Consider the following 18893-nt stretch of genomic DNA (forward strand, 5'->3'; position numbering starts at 1 on the left):
TATATTTTTGTATATGAAATATTTAAACTAATCTAAAAACTAAGTAATTATGGCAAATCCAATATTAGGTACCTTAATCCATGCAGTAGGGGGCGTAGCAGCTTCTACATGTTATGTTCCTTTTCAAAAAGTTAAAAAATGGTCATGGGACTCATATTGGCTGGTGCAAGCTTCTTTCGCTTGGTTTATTTTTCCTTTTTTAATTGGATTTTTAACCGTTCCTAATTTATTGGATGTATTTAGCGATGCTTCAACAGAGGTGTTGTTTAACGCAACTGTTTTAGGGGCTATTTACGGTTTTGGGGGAATGTGTTTTGGTTTTGCGATCAGACATATAGGATACTCTTTAACGTATACTATTTCGATAGGTATTTCGGCAATTTTAGGAACCATTGTTCCTTTAATTATGCATAATGAATTATTGCAGAAGTTCAATGCTCCTGGAGGATATACGATCTTTTTCGGAATGGGATTGGCACTTGTAGGGATTATAATTTGCGGTGTTGCAGGCTATAGAAAGGAGAAGGATTTAAAAAATAATAATAACGGCGGAGAACCTTTAACATTTAATATGAAAAAAGGGTTAACGCTTACATTGATTGCGGGTGTTTTATCTGCTGTTTTTGGAATCTCGTTAGAGGTTGGTGCACCAGTAGCTGAAATTGCAGGAAATTATGGAGCAGGAAATTTTGAAGGGAATGCGAACCTAATCTTATCAACAGGAGGTGCTTTTATTACAAACTTTATTTGGTTTACAATTGTAGGGTATAAGAAAGGTACTCTTAAAGAAATTGTTAGTGTAAATGGCATAGGGAAAAAAGCGTTTTATCTTAACATGGGGATGTCCGTTTTAAGTGGCGCATTATGGTACGGACAGTTTTTCTTTTATGGTATAGGTCACGTACAGATGGGGGCTTATAAGTTTGCGAGTTGGGTATTACACATGTCTATGTTAATATTCTTTAGTTATGTAGTAGGTATAGTCATGAAAGAATGGAAACAAGTAACAAAAAGAACTTACTTCACGCTTGTTTTAGCTCTTATCGTATTGGTCGTTTCATTTATTATAATGGCATACGGAAGTAAATTAGGAACAGATATCGCATCAGGTCACTAAATAGAATCAAAATATAAAAATGAGTTCAAAAAGAATACAATTAAAAGGAATTACATGGAACCATAGTAGAGGATTTACATCTATGGTAGCCACAGCACAACGTTTTTCAGAGTTAAACCCTAATGTTGATATTACTTGGGAAAAAAGGTCGTTACAAGCTTTTGCAGACGAACCGATAAACGAATTGGCAAAACGATACGACTTGCTTATTATAGATCACCCATGGGCTGGATTTGCTGGTAAAAACCATGTGATTTTACCTTTAGATAAGCATTTGCCTAAAGCATTTATGGACGATTTAGCCGAAAATACTGTTGGACGTTCTCATGAGAGTTATTCGTCAAATGGTCATCAGTGGGCATTGGCGGTAGATGCAGCAACACCAGTGGCATCGAGCAGACCGGATATTTTTGAAGAAAAAGGTTTAAAGCTACCAGAAACATACGATGATTTATTGGCTTTAGCTAAAAAAGGATTGGTTATTATGCCTGGAATTCCACAGGATACATTAATGAACTTTTACATGATGTGCTGTAATTTAGGTGAAGAAGTTTGTGTTTCTAAAGAACATGTAGTTAGTCAAGAAGTTGGTGTTAAAGCACTGCAAATGTTACGAGCGTTGGCTGTAGAAATGGATCCTCAAATTTACGATTGGAATCCAATTCAAATATATGAAGCCATGACGCTTACCGATAAATATGCGTATTGTCCTTGGGCCTATGGTTATACAAATTATAGTAGAAATGGTTATGCACGTAAGCTGTTGCATTTTCATGATATGGTAGAGATTAATGGTGTAGGTGCCATTTCTACGTTAGGAGGAACAGGTTTAGCGGTTTCTGCAGAAACGAAAGAAATAGAAACGGTGATGAAATATGTAGAATATGTAGGGTCTGAAGCTTGTCAAAAAACAGTGTTTTTCGATAATGGCGGGCAACCGGGGCACAGAAAAGCTTGGACAGACGATCATACGAATAGCCAAACAGCAAATTTCTTTAAGAATACATTACCTGGTTTAGACCGTGCATTTTTACGACCACGTTATAACGGACATATGTATTTTCAAGATAGAGCAGGTGCACCGATTAGAAACTATTTAATGAATGGAGGTGATGAGAAAAGCCTACTTGCAGAAATGAATGAATTATATAAAAAATCATTAGAGATTTAATATGAAACCATTAGAAGGTATTTTGGTACTTGAATTTTGTCAGTTTATGGCTGGGCCATCTGCTGGACTGCGATTAGCAGATTTAGGAGCCAGAGTCATAAAAATTGAAAGACCCGTTCATGGAGAAGGCGGCAGACAAATAGCGATTAAAAATTTGTTTGTAGACGGTAGCAGCTTGGTTTTTCAAACAGTTAACAGGAATAAAGAATCCTATGCAGCGAATTTAAAAGATGCAGACGATTTAAATCGTGTTAAAGAGCTAATAAAACAAGCTGATGTTATGACCCATAATTTCCGTCCTGGTGTGATGGAAAAGATAGGACTAGACTATAAAACAGTTCAGGCGATTAATCCGCAATTGGTTTATGCAACAGTTACGGGCTATGGAACCGAAGGCCCTTGGGCTAAAAAACCAGGTCAGGATTTATTAGTACAATGCATGTCTGGTCTGGTTAATTTAACCGGGAATAAAAAAGACGAACCAGTTCCTATGGGATTAGCCACAGCCGATCTTATTACAGGAACACATTTAGTACACGGTATTTTAGCAGCGATTATAAAAAGAGGAAAAACCAATAAAGGATCTTTAGTTGAGGTAAGTTTGTTAGAGTCTATGCTAGATTTTCAGTTTGAGGTTATTACCACATATTTAAATGATGGAAAACAAGCCCCAAAAAGAGCAAAACAAGGCTCGGCACATGCCTATTTAGGAGCGCCTTATGGTGTTTACAAAACTAAAGACGGCTACATTTCTCTGGCTATGGGATCGTTAATAAATCTGGCAAAAATTTTGGAGTGTACTGCGCTGGAATCTTATACAGATTCGAATTCCTGGTTTGAAAAACGCGATGAGATTATGGACATTCTTAGGGATTTTCTCATTAAGAGAAATACTAATGAATGGCTAACAATTTTAGAAGCAGGAGGTATTTGGTGTTCTGATGTTTATGATTACAAAACATTGTTAAATCATGAGGCGTATAAGGTTTTAGGAATGGATCAAAAACTAAAACTGAATTCTGGAGAAGACGTACATACAACAAGATGCCCGATTAGATTGAATGATGAAAAATTATATGCTTCAAAAGCAGCACCAAGAGTTGGCGAGCATACAGATGCATTAATAAAAGAGTTTAACTTGTAGAATTTTTTACGATGAAACAATTAATCGTTTACGGCTGTTACACAAAAATAAAATGAAACCATTAGAAGATATATTAATTATAGATTTAAGCCAATTTTTATCGGCACCTTCAGCTACATTACGATTAGCAGACTTAGGGGCACGTGTTATAAAAGTTGAGCGACCAGAAACAGGAGATATTTGCAGACAGTTATATGTTTCAAACGTTATTTTAAATGGAGAATCCTCTGTTTTTAGAGCTATTAATAGAAATAAGGAAAGTTTTCAAGCCGATTTAAAAAACGATGTTGATAAACAGCGTGTTTTAAAACTAATTGAAAAAGCCGATGTGTTGATTCATAATTTTAGACCAGGCGTTATAGAGCGCCTGGGCTTTGATTATGATACGATAACAAAAATAAACCCATCCATTGTTTATGGTAACATTTCCGGTTATGGAAACGAAGGCCCATGGAAATCGAAACCAGGACAGGATTTATTGGTACAATCGCTATCAGGATTAACCTGGTTGAGCGGTAATGCAGGCAATGGACCAGTTCCTATGGGGTTAGCTATTGTAGACATTCTTTCGGGATCTCATCTGGCTCAGGGGATTTTAGCCGCTCTGGTAAAAAGAGCAAAAACAGGAGAAGGGTCGAAAGTATCGGTAAGTATGTTGGAGTCTATTCTGGATTTTCAATTCGAAACCATTACAACCTATTATCACGACGGAGGTCAACCAACAAAGCGTACTGCAAGTAACAATGCACATGCCTATCTGGGAGCACCATATGGCGTTTACGAAACCAGCAATGGCTATTTAGCCTTAGCTATGGGAGCAATTCCGGTTCTGGGAGACTTATTAGGATGCGAAACATTAAAAAACTACCCAGAAGTAGCAAGTTGGTTTACCCAACGAGATGAAATAAAAGAAATACTGGCAACACATCTAAAAACAGATACCACCGAAAAATGGTTGTCGGTTTTAGAACCTGCAGATATCTGGTGTGCTAGTGTTATGGATTGGGATACCTTATTCGATCATGATGGATTTAAGGTGTTGGATATGATCCAAACGGTTACCATGGGAGATGGTTTTGAGTATGAAACCACCCGTTGCCCAATTAAAATTGATGGTGAATTATTAAAATCGACATTAGGGTCGCCTTCGTTAGGAGAGCATACAGACGCCATTGTAAAGGAATTAATCACAGATTAAATGGGACAAAATAAATTTAGAATAGCTGTTAGAAAATTTGATGCTTTTGAATCTGCAATAGATAAAATTTGGGCATCCTTTTGTAAAGAAACAGGTTGCGATCTTGAGTTAGAAGCTGTGCCTTTAGATTTACACCCATTATACGATACCATTTTAAAAGAAGATGGATTGGCTAACGGCACCTGGGATGTATCCTTAATAAATACAGATTGGATTACCGAAGCCTACGCTACCAATGCTGTTGAAGATTTAACGCCCTATATTGCTAAAAATGCACCACTCGATTTTCCTAATGGGTGGTCACGGTCTTTATTGTATAAACAAGAATTTGAGAATAAAATAGTAGGATTGCCGTTTCACGATGGTCCGGAATGTTTAATATATAGAAAAGATTTATTTCAATCTGCAGAAGAAGGAGCTGCCTTTCATAAAAAATATGGAAAGCCATTAGTAGTACCCAAAACCTGGGATGATTTAATGGAAGTAGCAGAGTTTTTTAACAGGCCGGAAGACCATTTATATGGAACTACTTTTGCCGCTTATCCAGATGGTCACAACACCGTGTTCGATTTCTGTTTACAATTATGGACACGAGGTGGTGAACTGTTTGATGATGATAAGAAAATCAAATTAAACTCAGAACAGGCAGCAGAAGGGATGACGTTTTATAGAAAAGCACTTCAAAATACCAAAGCCATCCATCCCGAATCGCGGGATTTCGATTCTGTAAAGTCAGGAATGGCCTTTGCCAATGGTAATTTGGCCATGATGGTAAACTGGTTCGGATTTGCATCCATGTGCGAGTTTTTAGAAGACTCGAAAGTTAAAGGAAAAGTAGATATCGCCAACGTACCAGCCGGTCCTAATGGAGAAGGCACATCGTTAAATGCCTATTGGATGTATGTTATAGGAAGCGGTAGCAAAAATAAAGATCTGGCATACGAATTTATCAAATTCGCTGTAAATCAGGAGAATGATAAATTACTAACTTTAGAAGGTGCAATTGGTTGCCGTAAAACCACCTGGCACGACAAAGATGTTAATACCGAAGTGCCTTACTATTACAAATTAGAAGCGTTACATAAAAAAACACGATCACTTCCCCGAAAAAGTAATTGGTCTGAAATAGCCGATGTTATCGATCAGTTGGTGTTAGATGTTATAAACACCTCAAAAGAGATTACATCAATTTTGGATCATGCCCAAAACGAAGTAGATCGTATTGAAAATAATTAATTATGGAGATAGTTTACAAACCCGAATTACCAAAAGAAAAAAGACCAATATACATTATTGGAGCTGGGGGTATAGTTCGCGATGCACATTTACCTGCGTATAGAAATGCAGGATTTGTAGTTGAAGGAATTACTAACCGAACAAAACAAAGAGCAGAAGATCTAGCAGAAGCATTTAACATTCCTAATGTTTATGATAATGTTGAGGACATGGTTGCAGCAGCACCAGAAAATGCTGTATTCGATTTAACACTCATGCCAAATCAATTTGTGGCTACTTTGGAATTATTACCAGACGACTCTGCTGTATTGATTCAAAAACCAATGGGGGATTACTACGAGCAAACCCTTGAAATTTTAGAAGTTTGCCGTAGAAAAAAATTAAAAGCAGCCATTAACTGTCAGATGCGTTATGCACCATACGTTATGGCGGCAAAGTATTTAATAGAACAAGGATTAATAGGCGAGTTGTACGATTTTGAAATTCGTTTAACAACCTATACCCCTTGGGAATATTTCCCAAATGTGGTGAACCATCCGCGTTTAGAAATTCAACAGCACAGTATTCATTATATCGATTTAATTCGTTCGTTTTTAGGGAATCCAAAGAAGGTATATTCAAAAACGTTGAAGAATCCTGGAAAGCCAATGTCTTCGACACGTACCACAACAATTATGGATTATAACGATGCCATGCGAGCTATTATTAACACCAATCACGATCATAACTTCGGCGAAAAAAACCAAGAAAGTTTCGTGAAGTGGGAAGGTACAAAAGGAGCTATTAAAGCAAGAATAGGGCTGTTGTTAGATTACCCTAACGGTAAGCCGGATTTATTCCAATACTGTATCATTAAAGAAGGAGAAGAGCCGAAATGGGTTGAGGTGCCTTTAGAGGGATCCTGGTTCCCTGATGCTTTTGTGGGAACAATGGCATCTTTAATGCGATACGTTGAAGGGTCTACAGACGAACTTCCAACAAATGTTGAGGATGTAGTACACTCAATGGCAATAGTTGAAGCTGCTTACGAATCTAATAATGATGGAGGTGTAACTCCAAACTACAATATTTAAACAAATATAAATTTTCATATTAACAAAAATGAAAGCAACAATTTATGAAGGTAATAAGACCTTCACGGTAATCGAAAAAGAAATCGAACAACCAGCAACAGGCGAAGTTAGAATAAAAGTAGCTTATGTAGGTGTTTGTGGAACAGATGTACATATATACCATGGTATGATGGATAAGCGCGTTAATATTCCTGAGACTATAGGTCATGAAATGTCGGGAGTTATTGATGCCGTTGGAGAAGGTGTGTCAGGCTATGCTGTTGGAGACAAGGTAGTCGTTCGTCCGTTAGATGATAGAAAAGTAAAACCATCAGATAAAGGGTTTAACCACATATGCGAAGAGTTAAAATTTATTGGAATCGATAGTCCGGGAGCCATGCAGGAATATTGGAATGTTCCAGCATTCACATTGCATAAATTAAAAGATAATACAGATTTAAAATTAGCAGCTCTAATTGAGCCTCTTTCTGTAGCAACACACGATGTTCGCTTAAGCGGATTGGTGCCAGGAGAAACAGCTGTTGTTTTAGGAGGCGGTCCTATAGGTTTATTAGTCGCTATGGTTGCTAAAGAAGCCGGGGCAAATGTTATCATTTCTGAAGTCAATGAAACACGTATTGCAAAAGCTAAAGAATTAGGGTTAACTGCTGTAAATCCTATGAATGTTGACTTGGTGGAATACGTAAGAGAACAAACAGAAGGCAGGTTGGCCGATGTCGTTTTTGAAGTAGCCGGAGTGCAACCAGCATTAGATGTAATGACGGAAGTAGCAGGTATTAGAGGAAGAATTGTAATGGTAGCCATTCATGGGCAAAAGAAAGAAGTAGATCTGTTTAAGTTCTTCTGGAAAGAATTAAAATTAATAGGTGCCCGTGTTTATGAAAAAGAAGATTACGAAAAATCCATTGCATTAATTACCGCTAATGAATTGCCTTTTGAAGAAATGATCACGGATGTACAACCATTAAGTAATATTCAACAAGTTTTTGAAAATATAGATAACAATCCCGATGGTATGAAAGTATTGATGGATTGTCAGTTGTAGTATAAGGCTATCTAAAAAGTGTCATTCAGAACGTAGTGAAGAATCTCTTAAAAGGTAAATATCTGTTTATTCGATTACGCTCAAAAAGACAATTTGAGAATTTTTTAGATAACCTTTTCAGATGCTTAAAAAAATGATAAGAATAGTATTGATAGCAACCTGTTTTATTGTGTTTTTTGCGTGTAGCAATAAAGCAGGGACTATCAATATTTATGTAGATGAAGCCGTAAAAGAAGATGTTGATTATGCGCTTCAAGAATTAACACAAGAATTAAAAGCAAATAAGATTGATTTTAGCTTCTTAAAAAGTAAAGAGCACGCGCATTTAGTTGTTGAAACTAAAGAACGTATAAATAAAAAAAATGACGGTTTTAAGCTAGAAAAAGATAATGAAACCTTATTACTATCATCAGGAAACACAAGAGGTTTATTATATGGACTTCTTGATATTGCAGAACAGATAAAAATCAAAAAAAATTGGGGGACAATTAAAGTGAAATCCGTTTCTGCGCATTACCCATTTCGAGCCATAAAACTTAACCTACCATGGTTTCCGTATAGAGGAGGAGAAAATCTCTCGTTGCATTACGATACATGCAAAGACCTCAAGTTTTGGGAGGCTTTTTTAGATATGATGGTAGCCAACAAGTTTAACACACTTACACTTTGGAACTTGCACCCATTTATGTATATGGTACAATCTGATAAGTTTCCAGAAGCTTCACCCTTCACCAAAGAAGAAATGGCCGAGTGGCAAACATTTTGGAAAGCTATTTTTAAAATGGCTAAAGCCAGAGGTATAGACCCTTATATTTTTAACTGGAATATTTTTGTATCGGAAGAATTTGGTAAAGCATACAACGTAGCAGAATATTCTAAAGATGGTGGCTATTGGGGAGACGGAGAAACCAATGCGATTATTGAAGAATACACCAGGGAAATGGTGTCGAAAACGATTAATGAGTATGAGGATTTAGTAGGGATTGGGATTACCCTTGGTGAACGTATGGGAGGGATGACTTCGGAAATACGCCGGGATTGGATCGATCGTACCCTAATTCAAGGCATTAAAGATGCCGATAGAAAAGTAAAGCTGTTTTACCGTGCTCCGCTTTCTGCAGGAACAACAAGTCATGGTACCGTTAGTAAAGCAACAGAAGTTATTACCCGCGAAGCCATAGAAAACATAGGTTTGGATGATGAGGTGCTTTTAGGATTTAAATTTAACTGGTCTCACGGGCATTCTTCTCCAAAATTATCCATAGTCCATGGAGGTATTTTAACAGATACTTACTGGAAGCCTGAGCCAGCCAATTATAAAGGCGTATATACAGTAAGGAATGAAGATTTCTTCGTATTACGTTGGGGACAACCCGATTTTGTACGTGATTTTATGAAGTACAATAGCGAGGATTATATAAATGGCGTTATTATAGGATCAGAAACCTATATTCCTGCTAAGGATTACACGACCAAAGAAACATATCGCACCTGGGATTATGCTTTCCAAAAGCAGTGGTTGTTCTATAAAACCTGGGGAAATCTATTATATAATAAAGAGACACCCGATACTTATTTCGCAGATGTCTTAGCTAATAAATATGGCATTACAGATGGAAGTAAGCTTGTGTCTGCCTGGAGAATGGCATCGCAAAACGCCAATAGTTTAGCCAGTTTTTACAGAGGGGAATGGGATGGTACTTTGTATACGGAAGGAATGACACGAGAAAAAGGTCAGTTTATAGGTGTAAATAAGGTAATATCACACCCCGTTTTAGATTCTTCATATGTTAATATTGCAAATTATGTTAAAGGAGCATTTACAGAAGATCAAATAACCCCTTTGCAGTTTGCAGATGCTATGGAGGAAAAAAGTATAATGGCACAGAAAATAGCCAAACAAATTATAAAAGAATACCCCGAAAAGGAACTATTAAAAATAGAAACTAACGATATTGATACCTGGGGACATTTCGGATTATATATAGCAGATAAAGTTCGTGGCGGTGTTGCACTACAAACATACAGAGTTAAAGGTGATAAGCAGGCACAAAAGGAAGCCATATCGCATTTAACAAATGCGCTGCAACATTGGAAAGACTATGTTACAAGCATCGAAAAGTATAATGTAGAAGTGATGCCCCATCAGTTTAATAACAAGTTTTCATTTAGGGAGCATATAGCAGGAGCAGAGAGAGATATAGCCATTGCAAAACAGGAAATTAATTAGTAAGACATGAAAGCAGCTCTTATAGCATTTTTTTTAATAGTTACATGTATAAGCCATGCTCAAGAAACATCAGAGCAAGTGGATAAAAACAGATACGAGGCCAATTGGGAATCTTTAAAAAAGCATAAAACCCCAGATTGGTATATTGATGGCAAGTTTGGTATTTATTTCCATTGGGGTGTTTATTCCGTGCCGGCATTTGGAACCGAATGGTACCCAAGACATATGTACATTGATAATAAAGAAGGTTGGGGAAAAGAGGTGCGTCCTCATCATTTGGAAAAGTATGGTGCCGATTTCGATTACCATGAGTTTATTCCATCGTTTACCGCAGAACACTTCGATGCTAAAGAATGGGCTGCGCTTTTTAAAGCCTCAGGTGCTTCCTGGGCTGGTCCTGTAGCAGAACATTGCGATAATTTCTCCATGTGGGATAGTAAGATAAACCCGTGGAATGCTTCTAAAATGGGACCGAAACGCGACATAGTAGGAGCGTTGGAAAAGGCTATAAAAGGAGAAGGTTTAAAATTTACGACAACCTTTCACCATTCATGGAATTGGGCTTGGTATGATACCTGGAGTGGAAATATTGATGTTTCTACACCAGAATTAAGACAGTTTTATGGAGAGGAGGTTTTACCCGGAACTTTTAACAAAATGAGCAGTGGTTCTATGGGTAATGGGGCTGAAACTGGCAAAATTGAAGAAAAATACAAACCTTCTAAAAAATTCATTTCTACCTGGAGAACTAAAATAGATGAGGTGGTTGATACTTATAAACCAGATATGTTATGGTTTGATAGTAGGCTCTTCATAATACCGGAAAAAGAAAGACAGGAAATGGTAGCCCATTACTACAATAAAAGCCTTGAGTGGAATAAACCGGTAGTCTTAAATTATAAAAATAAAGATTTGGCAGAGGGAGCAGGCGTTATTGATCTGGAAAGAGGGCGGTTTGATGAAAAGACAGCATTCTACTGGCTAACCGACGATTCCTGGGATTGGTCTGGTTGGAACTATAAAGAAAATCACGATTATAAATCAGCAGATCGTATTCTAGATGGTCTTGTAGACATCGTTAGTAAAAATGGGTGCTTATTATTAAACATAGGGCCTAAGGCAGATGGTACCATACCTGAAGAAGTTAAAAAGGGATTGTTAGAACTTGGTGGTTGGTTGAAAATTCATGGAGAGGCTATCTATAAAACACGCCCTTTTGTAACTTATGGAGAGGGAAAAACAAAACTTAAAAAAAATCATTGGGGAGGCGTTAATGATCGTGGCATCACTTACACTGCTAACGATTTTCGATTTACAACAAGGGATGGCTATTTGTATATTTTACAATTAGGCATGCCAAAACCTAATAAAGAATTCAGATTAAAATCGTTTGCTAAGAATGGATTAGCTTCAGATGTGAAAATAGAATCATTAGAACTTTTGGGGAGTGTAAAAAACACAAAATGGCACCAAAATTCTAAAGGACTTTATTTAACTTCGCCAGAAGTAAACCCTAATAAAATGGTTTTAGTTTATAAAGCAAAAATCAGTAACTAATTATAAAAATAATAGAATGAGTATTTTGAACAAATTTAGTCTAGAAGGAAAAACAGCTTTAGTAACAGGTTGTAAAAGAGGTATTGGTAAAGCTATGGCCGTAGGTTTGGCAGAAGCAGGAGCCAATATTATTGGAGTATCAGCTTCATTAGAATTAGAAGGTAGTGATGTTGAAAAAGCAGTACAAGCTACAGGTAAAAGTTTTAAAGCTTACCAGTGCGATTTTTCAAATAGAAAAGCCTTATATGCTTTTATAGCCGAAGCTAAAAAAGACAATCCAACCATAGATATTTTAGTAAACAATGCAGGAACTATTTTAAGAGCTCCAGCAGCAGAACATTCAGACGAATTATGGGATAAAGTGATTGAAGTTAACCAGAACGCTCAGTTTATTTTAACTAGAGAATTTGGTAAAGAAATGATCGCCAGAGGTTCTGGAAAAGTGATATTTACGGCTTCGTTACTAACGTTCCAAGGTGGAATAACAGTACCGGGTTATGCTGCTAGTAAAGGCGCTATAGGTCAGTTAACCATGGCTTTTTCTAACGAATGGGCAGGTAAAGGCGTTAATGTAAATGCTATTGCACCTGGTTATATTTCAACAGATAACACAGAAGCTTTAAGAAATGATCCAGCAAGAGCCGAATCTATTTTATCTCGTATTCCTGCAGGAAGATGGGGAGAAGCAGAAGATTTTGCCGGACCAACAGTATTTTTAGCATCAGAAGCTGCAGCTTACATGAATGGCGCTGTTGTACTTGTTGACGGTGGATGGATGGGTAGATAATTTTTATCATAAAAAATATTAAACATGCATATTTTATCAAGATTTTATGAAGACTACGAATTAGGTAGTAAAAGAGAAACCTTAGGAAGAACGATTACAGAAACAGATTTTGTTGTTCACGCTGGCCATACAGGCGATTATTTTCCACACCATATGGATGCCGAATGGTGCAAAACACAGCCTTTTAAAGAGCGAATAGCACATGGTACGCTTACGTTTGCCGTGGGTATTGGTATGACAGCAACAGAGATTAACCCTGAGGCTTTTTCTAAAGGATATGATAGATTACGTTTTATAAAACCAGTACACATAGGTGATACCATTAGGGTTGTTGTAACTATTAGCGAAAAGAAAGAATCTAAACACCCTCATTTAGGCCATGTTAATGAGCATGTTGAAATATTCAACCAACGCGACGAATTGGTTTTAGTTTGTGACCATATTTTACTGGCCAAGAAAAAAGAATTCGAGAGCTAAACTTTTTAAACAACTTGTTTAAAAGGGTTTTATGTCAGTTCAAGCATAAGTTAGGAATAATTGTTATCCTTATTGGTCATATAGTAGTGATCGGTATTTGATCGTATTTTTAACTTTGCCTGAACTGACATTTATTTTATATAAATTTTTAAGATATTTAAAACCCTAGATAAAGCATGATAAAAAATAAATTTCCTATACTGGTTCTTGGATCATTATTTTGTGTATTGTCATTTGTTTCTTGTAAACAAGAAGAAAAGAAAGTTGCTAAAAAACCGAATATCATCTATATTATGACAGATGACCACACAGCCGGTGCAACTGGTATGTATGGAGGGCGTTTAGCAGGATTAAACCCAACACCAAATTTAGATAAGTTGGGAGACGAAGGGATGGTATTCAATAATTGTTTTGTTACAAATTCTATCTGTACACCAAGTAGAGCTTCTATAATGAGCGGTCAGTATAGTCAAACAAACGGCGTACTGGATTTGTGGAATGATTTAGATACTGAGAAGCAATATCTTCCACAGGAAATGAAAAAATTGGGGTACGAAACTGCCATGATTGGTAAGTGGCATTTACATATCGAACCTACAGCATTTGATTACTATAAAGTCTTGCCTGGCCAGGGAAGATATTTTGATCCGGTTTTTAGAGTACAAGGAGAAAAGGAATGGCCAAATAATACTGTTCAACATGAAGGACATACTTCTGATATCATCACTGATCAGGTATTGAATTGGTTTGAGAATGTAAAAGGTCATGAAGCCCCTTTTTTCTTAATGTATCACTTCAAAGCACCACATGATATGTTTGAGTTCAATCCTAAATATGCCAATTATTTAGAAAATGAATTTATTCCAGAACCAGAGAGTTTATACAATCAGCCACTTTGGGGGTCTGAAGCAACGCGCGGTAAAAATGACAGTTTAATAAATGTTATAGGGTCCTCTATTTCTAAAAGGCATCCCAACCGTAGTTATGTAGATATTTTCGAAATCGGAGATAAACCAACAGAAAAAGAAGCAACCAGTGCTGCATATCAGGAATATTTAAAAAAATATTTAAGATGTGTAAAAGGTGTGGATGATAACTTAGGTCGCTTTTTTGATTATTTAAAAAAGAACGGTTTATGGGAAAACACCGTTATTGTTTATACATCAGATCAAGGAATGATGCTAGGAGAACATGATTTTGAAGACAAGCGATGGATGTATGAAGAATCGATGCGTATGCCTTTTATTGTGCGTTATCCAGAAATGGTAAAATCAGGTACCAGATCAGATTTAATAGTTAATAATACCGATTTTGCACCAACTTTAATTGAATTAGCTGGTGGTAAGAAGCCTGAATACATGCAAGGAGAAAGTATGACCGAAATATTAAAAGGTCATACACCAGCAGATTGGCGAACAAGTACCTATTATCGTTATTGGATGCATATGATTCATCATGACATTCCTGCTCATTTTGGCTTGAGAAGTAAAGACCATAAACTAATTTTCTTTTATGGAAGGCATTATAACTTAGAAAAAGAAGGTATACTTTCTATGCCTTGGAAAGGTGAAGGGAATTCTAATAAAGTGGAAATTACGCCAGCTGCCTGGGAGTTTTATGATTTAAAAAATGATCCTGAAGAATTAGTAAATCAATACAACAATCCAGAATACAAAGAGATTATTGATAAGATGAAAGCTGAGTTGAAAGAAAAGAGAAAAACCTTGAATGAAGAAGATCATGACTATCCCCATTTAAAGGAGATTATAGACAAGCACTGGAATGATTGATTAACTATCTTTATTGAAGAAAAGAAAAAAGAGGCTAGTAAAAAGTTTAATTCAGTGTCATTCTGAGGAGCACATAAGTGCGACGCGAGAATCTATTTTAATTAGTAAACAGATTGCTATGGTTGTTCTTTCCTCACAATGACAGTTTATTTTAACTTTTAAAGCCCCTTTTTCATTGTTAGAGTAGTGTATAATATTGTTTATTCAAATTGAATCCAGTCTATATTCATTAAGTTGTCGCTTTCGCCTTCAAAAACTAACTTAATAGTCTTAATACCTTTTATTTTTTTGTTTATTGGTGTTTCAATGGTTTTCCAGTTATCCCAACCCCCAGTATTCGATACTAGAGTAGAGGTTATTAATTCATTATCTAGAAATAGCTTTATAGTTCCTCCATTGGTTCCCGAAGACACCTTATAAGCTACGCTCTTAATTTTTTTGGAGTCAAAATCGACCGAATTATAAGTTACACATGCATTAGGTTTAATATACTCTAATTGCCATCCAACTACGCTTTTATCATTTAGCCTATTTACTTTTAAGTCTTGCGATGTAGAAAACCTATCGATTTGAATTGGCTTATCAATTTTTGTAATCCCGATACCTCTTAAAGTGGCCTTTTTCTCTTTTATTAAACCTTTACTGTCAAAAAACAAGCTATCGGCTCGCATTGATCTTAAATGCTGGTTTTTTGAAATATCATGATGATGATAGAATATGTACCATTGCTTTTTGTACTCTAAAATAGAGTGGTGGTTAGTCCAGATACCGTCTTTCCAACGCTCCATAATACGACCTTGATATTCAAATGGTCCCATTGGGTTTTTTCCTGTAGCATAAGCGATTTCCTCAGAGCCAGACTTATCATGTGGAAAGGTGAAATAATAAACCCCATCTTTTTTAAACATAAAAGAGCCCTCTTTATAACCTTCAGGTAGATTTTCTATCTTTTTGGCAGTGCCTTTAATAGATTTCATGTCTTCATTAAGTTCGGCAACAAATAAAGTTTTACCGCCCCCGAAATATAAATAAGCACGTCCGTCATCATCAATTAAAACATTCGGATCAATACCATTAACCCCTTTTATATAGTCTTTTTCAAGAGTATATGGCCCTTCTGGAGATGTAGCTGTAGCAACACCAACCCGTCTAAACCCACTTTTATCTAATGGTGGTGCAGGGTAGTAATAGTAGTAAACCCCATCTTTTTCTACACAATCGGGTGCCCACATGCCAAAACCATCTTTTTTACCCCAGGGAACATCTGTCTGGTCAATAATTTTTCCATGATCTGTCCAAGTTGTTAAATCCGTTGTAGAAAAAACGTTATACGAAGGCATGCAAAAACCATTTTCACCTTTACCTTCCTCGCAAACTATATCTGTTGAAGGAAATACGTATAATTTTTTATTAAAAACCCTGGCAGTTGGATCTGCTGTATACATATGCGTTACCAATGGGTTTTGTGAGGTGCTTTGAAAGCTAATTAATAAGGCTATTAAACCAATAAATGTGTTACTCTTATTCATGTACTCTATATTGAATGGGTAAAACTAACCTTTCAATAAAAGAGTCATTAGATCAATTGATTTTATTTACACAACATATGATTTTTCTAATAAAAGAAGATCGAGTAAAATTAAAATAGTAGAACTGTGTAATGCTTGTGGGTATTGAAAACCAGTCTATTAGAGGTGGTGTGCTCCAAGAGACTGGTTGCTTTTTAAATGTTTTGGGTAATTCCTTGAATTTATTCTAGTGTAACAATTAAAGGATTATTGATTTTTAATGAAAACTGTTTCAAATAATTTTCCCAAGCTTCCTTGTTTTTGAATTGTCCACTTTCTTTCCAACCAAATCCGGCGTAATATTCAACTATATTATTTACAACATTCAAGTTGGCAAATGCATGGCTTAAATCTACTTGATCCGTAATGTATTTCTCAGAACTCATAAAATACTTTTTGGTAGAAACTATAGCTGTTCCAAGTTCGGAATTGCCATGTGGTTGCCAGTAGCTCACCCAGTTACTATCATCATTACTGGTAACTTCACCATCTTTCTCATGCAAAGTTAAACCTGCCGAAATCGTATCGGTTCCATCAATAGTTATTTCGAATTTTGATAAATTACTTCCATAATCCAAGGTAATAACTCTAGATTCTTTTATCTTATTTCCATTAGCATCCCAGTCTTTATATTTTAAAAAGAAACTCGTTCTAATAGGACCTGTAGTAATCGTTTTCCAGTTAGCGAAATTTTTAGAGACGTAATAGGAGCTATCACTTTTAATTGCAATTCCTCCAACACCTCTACTAATTCCAACATGAAAGTTATCTAGACCTTCGCCAGTATCTTCATGATAAGAAGGCGTGTTGGGGTCTTCATTTTTCTTGTACCATTTATTTATAATGGGGTAATCTACTTTTTTAAGCCATAAATCTACACCACTAGATAGAGTACCTCCTGGAATACTATCTTCAATCATTTTTTGAGCCGTAGGACCAAAAACACGAAAAGCAACTTTATTATTCTCCCAGGTGTAATCGTCGGTACGTTCTGGAACAAAACGGGAATAGCAATAGTTTTCCGTTTTTGGCTTCGATGCTTCCGAAATAGACACGATTTCATATTTTTTATGAGACTGGGCTGGTACTATTGGCTGAAATAATAAAACATCCCATATACCATCCTCATTATTGTCAATAAGTTGAGAAACCATGAGTTCATTCGAATCCATGTCTTTTATACCTATATTATCTAAGGAGTCAACTTTTAAAAATTCCTTTGTTAATTCAATGGTTTCAAAAGTTCGTTCAATATCTAACGTGTTTTTAACAGAGATTACCTTATGAGTTTCGTTATTGCAAGACGAAAAAAGCAACATAAAGCAACATAAGATAGAAAGCTTTTTAATGATCATACTTAAGGGGGATTATGATGGTTAAAGAGATACTATTTTATCTCAATTCATTTATTTTACAAATATCCATATCGCTATAATCTAAGTTTTCGCCGGCCATTCCCCATAAAAATGTATAGTTACTGGTTCCAGATCCTGAGTGAATAGACCATGGCGGAGAAATTACAGCTTGGTTGTTAGCCATCCAGATATGTCTTGTTTCATTAGGTTGTCCCATAAAATGACATACGGCTTGATCTTCCGGTACTTCAATATAAAAATACACTTCCATTCTTCTGTCGTGCACATGTGCAGGCATGGTATTCCAAACACTTCCTTGTTTTATAGAGGTCATCCCCATTTGTAACTGACACACATCAACAATACTATTTACAATGTATTTCTTTAGAGTACGTGCGTTAGCCTTTTCTGGAGAACCTAATTCAACAACTTCAACATCGTTAAGTCCAATTTTTTTGTTAGGAAAAGCCTTGTTGGCTGGTGTTGAGTTTAAATAAAACTGAGCAGGGTTATCGCCCGAATTACTAGAAAATACTACATTTTTATTACCCTGGCCTAAATAAAGAGCCTCTTTATGCTCAAGGGTATATTCCGTTCCATCTGCTGTTACCGTTCCAGTACCGCCAATATTTATAATACCAAGTTCTCTTCTATCTAAAAAGTTTTCAGATTTTAAAGGATCTACCGATACAAGTTCAACAGATTTGGTAACAGGAACAACGCCGCTAATCATGTATCTGTCGTAATGGGAATAAACCCATTTTAGGGCATCTTTTGTCATAACATTTTCTACTAAAAACTCTTTACGTAAAGCCTCAGTATCATATTGTTTTACTGCTTCAGGACTTGAAGCGTATCTAACTTCATAAGTGTTGTTCATTTCTGTTTTTTTTGTTTAAAAATTTGTTACTTATTTTAACCTTACTAAAATACTATATTGTTTATTTAGCAGATTACTCCAATAGGCCAAATCTATAAGAATGGTCTATTTTTACACGTATTTAGAACTATTTCACCCGTTCTTAATTTTTTTTCAGGAGCCAAATTTTTTTGAAGACATAATTATTAAGCCAATTAATAATAATCAATCAATAATTTTAATTTTTAGTCTTAAAAAAATATTTTACCTCACATCCCCGCTTCGC

At 36.0% G+C, this 18893-nt stretch carries 15 protein-coding genes; 12 read left to right on the forward strand and 3 right to left on the reverse strand.

The window, feature by feature from the left end; all coding sequences use genetic code 11:
• The first annotated feature begins 49 nt into the window (after window positions 1-49).
• The 12 genes from C1H87_RS18115 to C1H87_RS18170 all read left to right on the forward strand — a co-directional run bounded on the left by C1H87_RS18115 (window position 50) and on the right by C1H87_RS18170 (window position 14825).
• On the forward strand, window positions 50-1117 hold the full coding sequence (locus C1H87_RS18115; RefSeq protein WP_102757169.1) for an L-rhamnose/proton symporter RhaT: 1068 nt from the start codon (window positions 50-52) through the stop codon (window positions 1115-1117).
• Window positions 1118-1136: 19 nt separating this feature from the next.
• Window positions 1137-2288: an ABC transporter substrate-binding protein gene (locus tag C1H87_RS18120; RefSeq protein ID WP_102757170.1), complete on the forward strand. Its 1152-nt coding sequence runs from the start codon at window positions 1137-1139 to the stop codon at window positions 2286-2288.
• Window position 2289: 1 nt separating this feature from the next.
• Window positions 2290-3432, forward strand: a complete 1143-nt coding sequence (locus tag C1H87_RS18125) for a CaiB/BaiF CoA transferase family protein (protein ID WP_102757171.1) — start codon at window positions 2290-2292, stop codon at window positions 3430-3432.
• 52 nt (window positions 3433-3484) lie between these two features.
• Window positions 3485-4630 (forward strand): CaiB/BaiF CoA transferase family protein, encoded by a 1146-nt coding sequence (locus tag C1H87_RS18130; protein ID WP_102757172.1) that lies wholly within the window; start codon window positions 3485-3487, stop codon window positions 4628-4630.
• The gene (locus C1H87_RS18135; protein WP_102757173.1) at window positions 4631-5866 is read left to right on the forward strand and encodes an ABC transporter substrate-binding protein; all 1236 of its coding nucleotides are present in this window, start codon (window positions 4631-4633) and stop codon (window positions 5864-5866) included. It abuts the gene before it with no gap.
• A 2-nt stretch (window positions 5867-5868) separates the two neighbouring features.
• A complete protein-coding gene (locus C1H87_RS18140; RefSeq protein ID WP_102757174.1) occupies window positions 5869-6939 on the forward strand; it encodes a Gfo/Idh/MocA family protein in 1071 nt (356 codons plus the stop codon).
• 28 nt (window positions 6940-6967) lie between these two features.
• Window positions 6968-7984, forward strand: a complete 1017-nt coding sequence (locus tag C1H87_RS18145) for a zinc-dependent alcohol dehydrogenase (RefSeq protein WP_102757175.1) — start codon at window positions 6968-6970, stop codon at window positions 7982-7984.
• A gap of 133 nt (window positions 7985-8117) precedes the next feature.
• Window positions 8118-10214, forward strand: a complete 2097-nt coding sequence (locus tag C1H87_RS18150; protein ID WP_158655269.1) for a hypothetical protein — start codon at window positions 8118-8120, stop codon at window positions 10212-10214.
• A 6-nt stretch (window positions 10215-10220) separates the two neighbouring features.
• A complete protein-coding gene (locus C1H87_RS18155) occupies window positions 10221-11771 on the forward strand; it encodes an alpha-L-fucosidase (RefSeq protein WP_102757177.1) in 1551 nt (516 codons plus the stop codon).
• 22 nt (window positions 11772-11793) lie between these two features.
• Window positions 11794-12558 (forward strand): SDR family NAD(P)-dependent oxidoreductase, encoded by a 765-nt coding sequence (locus C1H87_RS18160; protein WP_199769372.1) that lies wholly within the window; start codon window positions 11794-11796, stop codon window positions 12556-12558.
• 24 nt (window positions 12559-12582) lie between these two features.
• Window positions 12583-13035, forward strand: coding sequence for a MaoC family dehydratase (locus tag C1H87_RS18165; RefSeq protein ID WP_102757179.1), 453 nt, complete (start codon window positions 12583-12585; stop codon window positions 13033-13035).
• A gap of 176 nt (window positions 13036-13211) precedes the next feature.
• Complete coding sequence (locus C1H87_RS18170; RefSeq protein ID WP_102757180.1) at window positions 13212-14825, forward strand: sulfatase family protein; 1614 nt, start codon at window positions 13212-13214, stop codon at window positions 14823-14825.
• Between the two features lie 200 nt (window positions 14826-15025).
• Here the strand turns inward: C1H87_RS18170 and C1H87_RS18175 are convergent, their stop codons facing one another.
• The 3 genes from C1H87_RS18175 to kduI form a co-directional block, all read right to left on the reverse strand.
• The gene (locus C1H87_RS18175; RefSeq protein ID WP_102757181.1) at window positions 15026-16354 is read right to left on the reverse strand and encodes a family 43 glycosylhydrolase; all 1329 of its coding nucleotides are present in this window, start codon (window positions 16352-16354) and stop codon (window positions 15026-15028) included.
• Window positions 16355-16575: 221 nt separating this feature from the next.
• A complete protein-coding gene (locus C1H87_RS18180) occupies window positions 16576-17748 on the reverse strand; it encodes a DUF4861 family protein (protein WP_102757182.1) in 1173 nt (390 codons plus the stop codon).
• A gap of 37 nt (window positions 17749-17785) precedes the next feature.
• A complete protein-coding gene (gene kduI, locus C1H87_RS18185; RefSeq protein WP_102757183.1) occupies window positions 17786-18628 on the reverse strand; it encodes a 5-dehydro-4-deoxy-D-glucuronate isomerase in 843 nt (280 codons plus the stop codon).
• Between the last annotated feature and the right edge of the window lie 265 nt (window positions 18629-18893).

Source organism: Flavivirga eckloniae (genome assembly GCF_002886045.1).
GTDB classification, from domain to species: Bacteria; Bacteroidota; Bacteroidia; order Flavobacteriales; family Flavobacteriaceae; genus Flavivirga; species Flavivirga eckloniae.

Excerpts from the sequence above, each read along its gene's own strand:
- C1H87_RS18175 (WP_102757181.1), bottom strand. The coding sequence starts at position 16,354 with ATGAATAAGAGTAACACATTTATTGGTTTAATAGCCTTATTAATTAGC.
- C1H87_RS18140 (WP_102757174.1), top strand. The coding sequence starts at position 5,869 with ATGGAGATAGTTTACAAACCCGAATTACCAAAAGAAAAAAGACCAATA.
- C1H87_RS18180 (WP_102757182.1), bottom strand. The coding sequence starts at position 17,748 with ATGATCATTAAAAAGCTTTCTATCTTATGTTGCTTTATGTTGCTTTTT.
- C1H87_RS18115 (WP_102757169.1), top strand. The coding sequence starts at position 50 with ATGGCAAATCCAATATTAGGTACCTTAATCCATGCAGTAGGGGGCGTA.
- C1H87_RS18155 (WP_102757177.1), top strand. The coding sequence starts at position 10,221 with ATGAAAGCAGCTCTTATAGCATTTTTTTTAATAGTTACATGTATAAGC.
- C1H87_RS18120 (WP_102757170.1), top strand. The coding sequence starts at position 1,137 with ATGAGTTCAAAAAGAATACAATTAAAAGGAATTACATGGAACCATAGT.
- C1H87_RS18170 (WP_102757180.1), top strand. The coding sequence starts at position 13,212 with ATGATAAAAAATAAATTTCCTATACTGGTTCTTGGATCATTATTTTGT.
- C1H87_RS18150 (WP_158655269.1), top strand. The coding sequence starts at position 8,118 with ATGATAAGAATAGTATTGATAGCAACCTGTTTTATTGTGTTTTTTGCG.
- C1H87_RS18125 (WP_102757171.1), top strand. The coding sequence starts at position 2,290 with ATGAAACCATTAGAAGGTATTTTGGTACTTGAATTTTGTCAGTTTATG.
- kduI (WP_102757183.1), bottom strand. The coding sequence starts at position 18,628 with ATGAACAACACTTATGAAGTTAGATACGCTTCAAGTCCTGAAGCAGTA.
- C1H87_RS18135 (WP_102757173.1), top strand. The coding sequence starts at position 4,631 with ATGGGACAAAATAAATTTAGAATAGCTGTTAGAAAATTTGATGCTTTT.
- C1H87_RS18130 (WP_102757172.1), top strand. The coding sequence starts at position 3,485 with ATGAAACCATTAGAAGATATATTAATTATAGATTTAAGCCAATTTTTA.
- C1H87_RS18145 (WP_102757175.1), top strand. The coding sequence starts at position 6,968 with ATGAAAGCAACAATTTATGAAGGTAATAAGACCTTCACGGTAATCGAA.
- C1H87_RS18165 (WP_102757179.1), top strand. The coding sequence starts at position 12,583 with ATGCATATTTTATCAAGATTTTATGAAGACTACGAATTAGGTAGTAAA.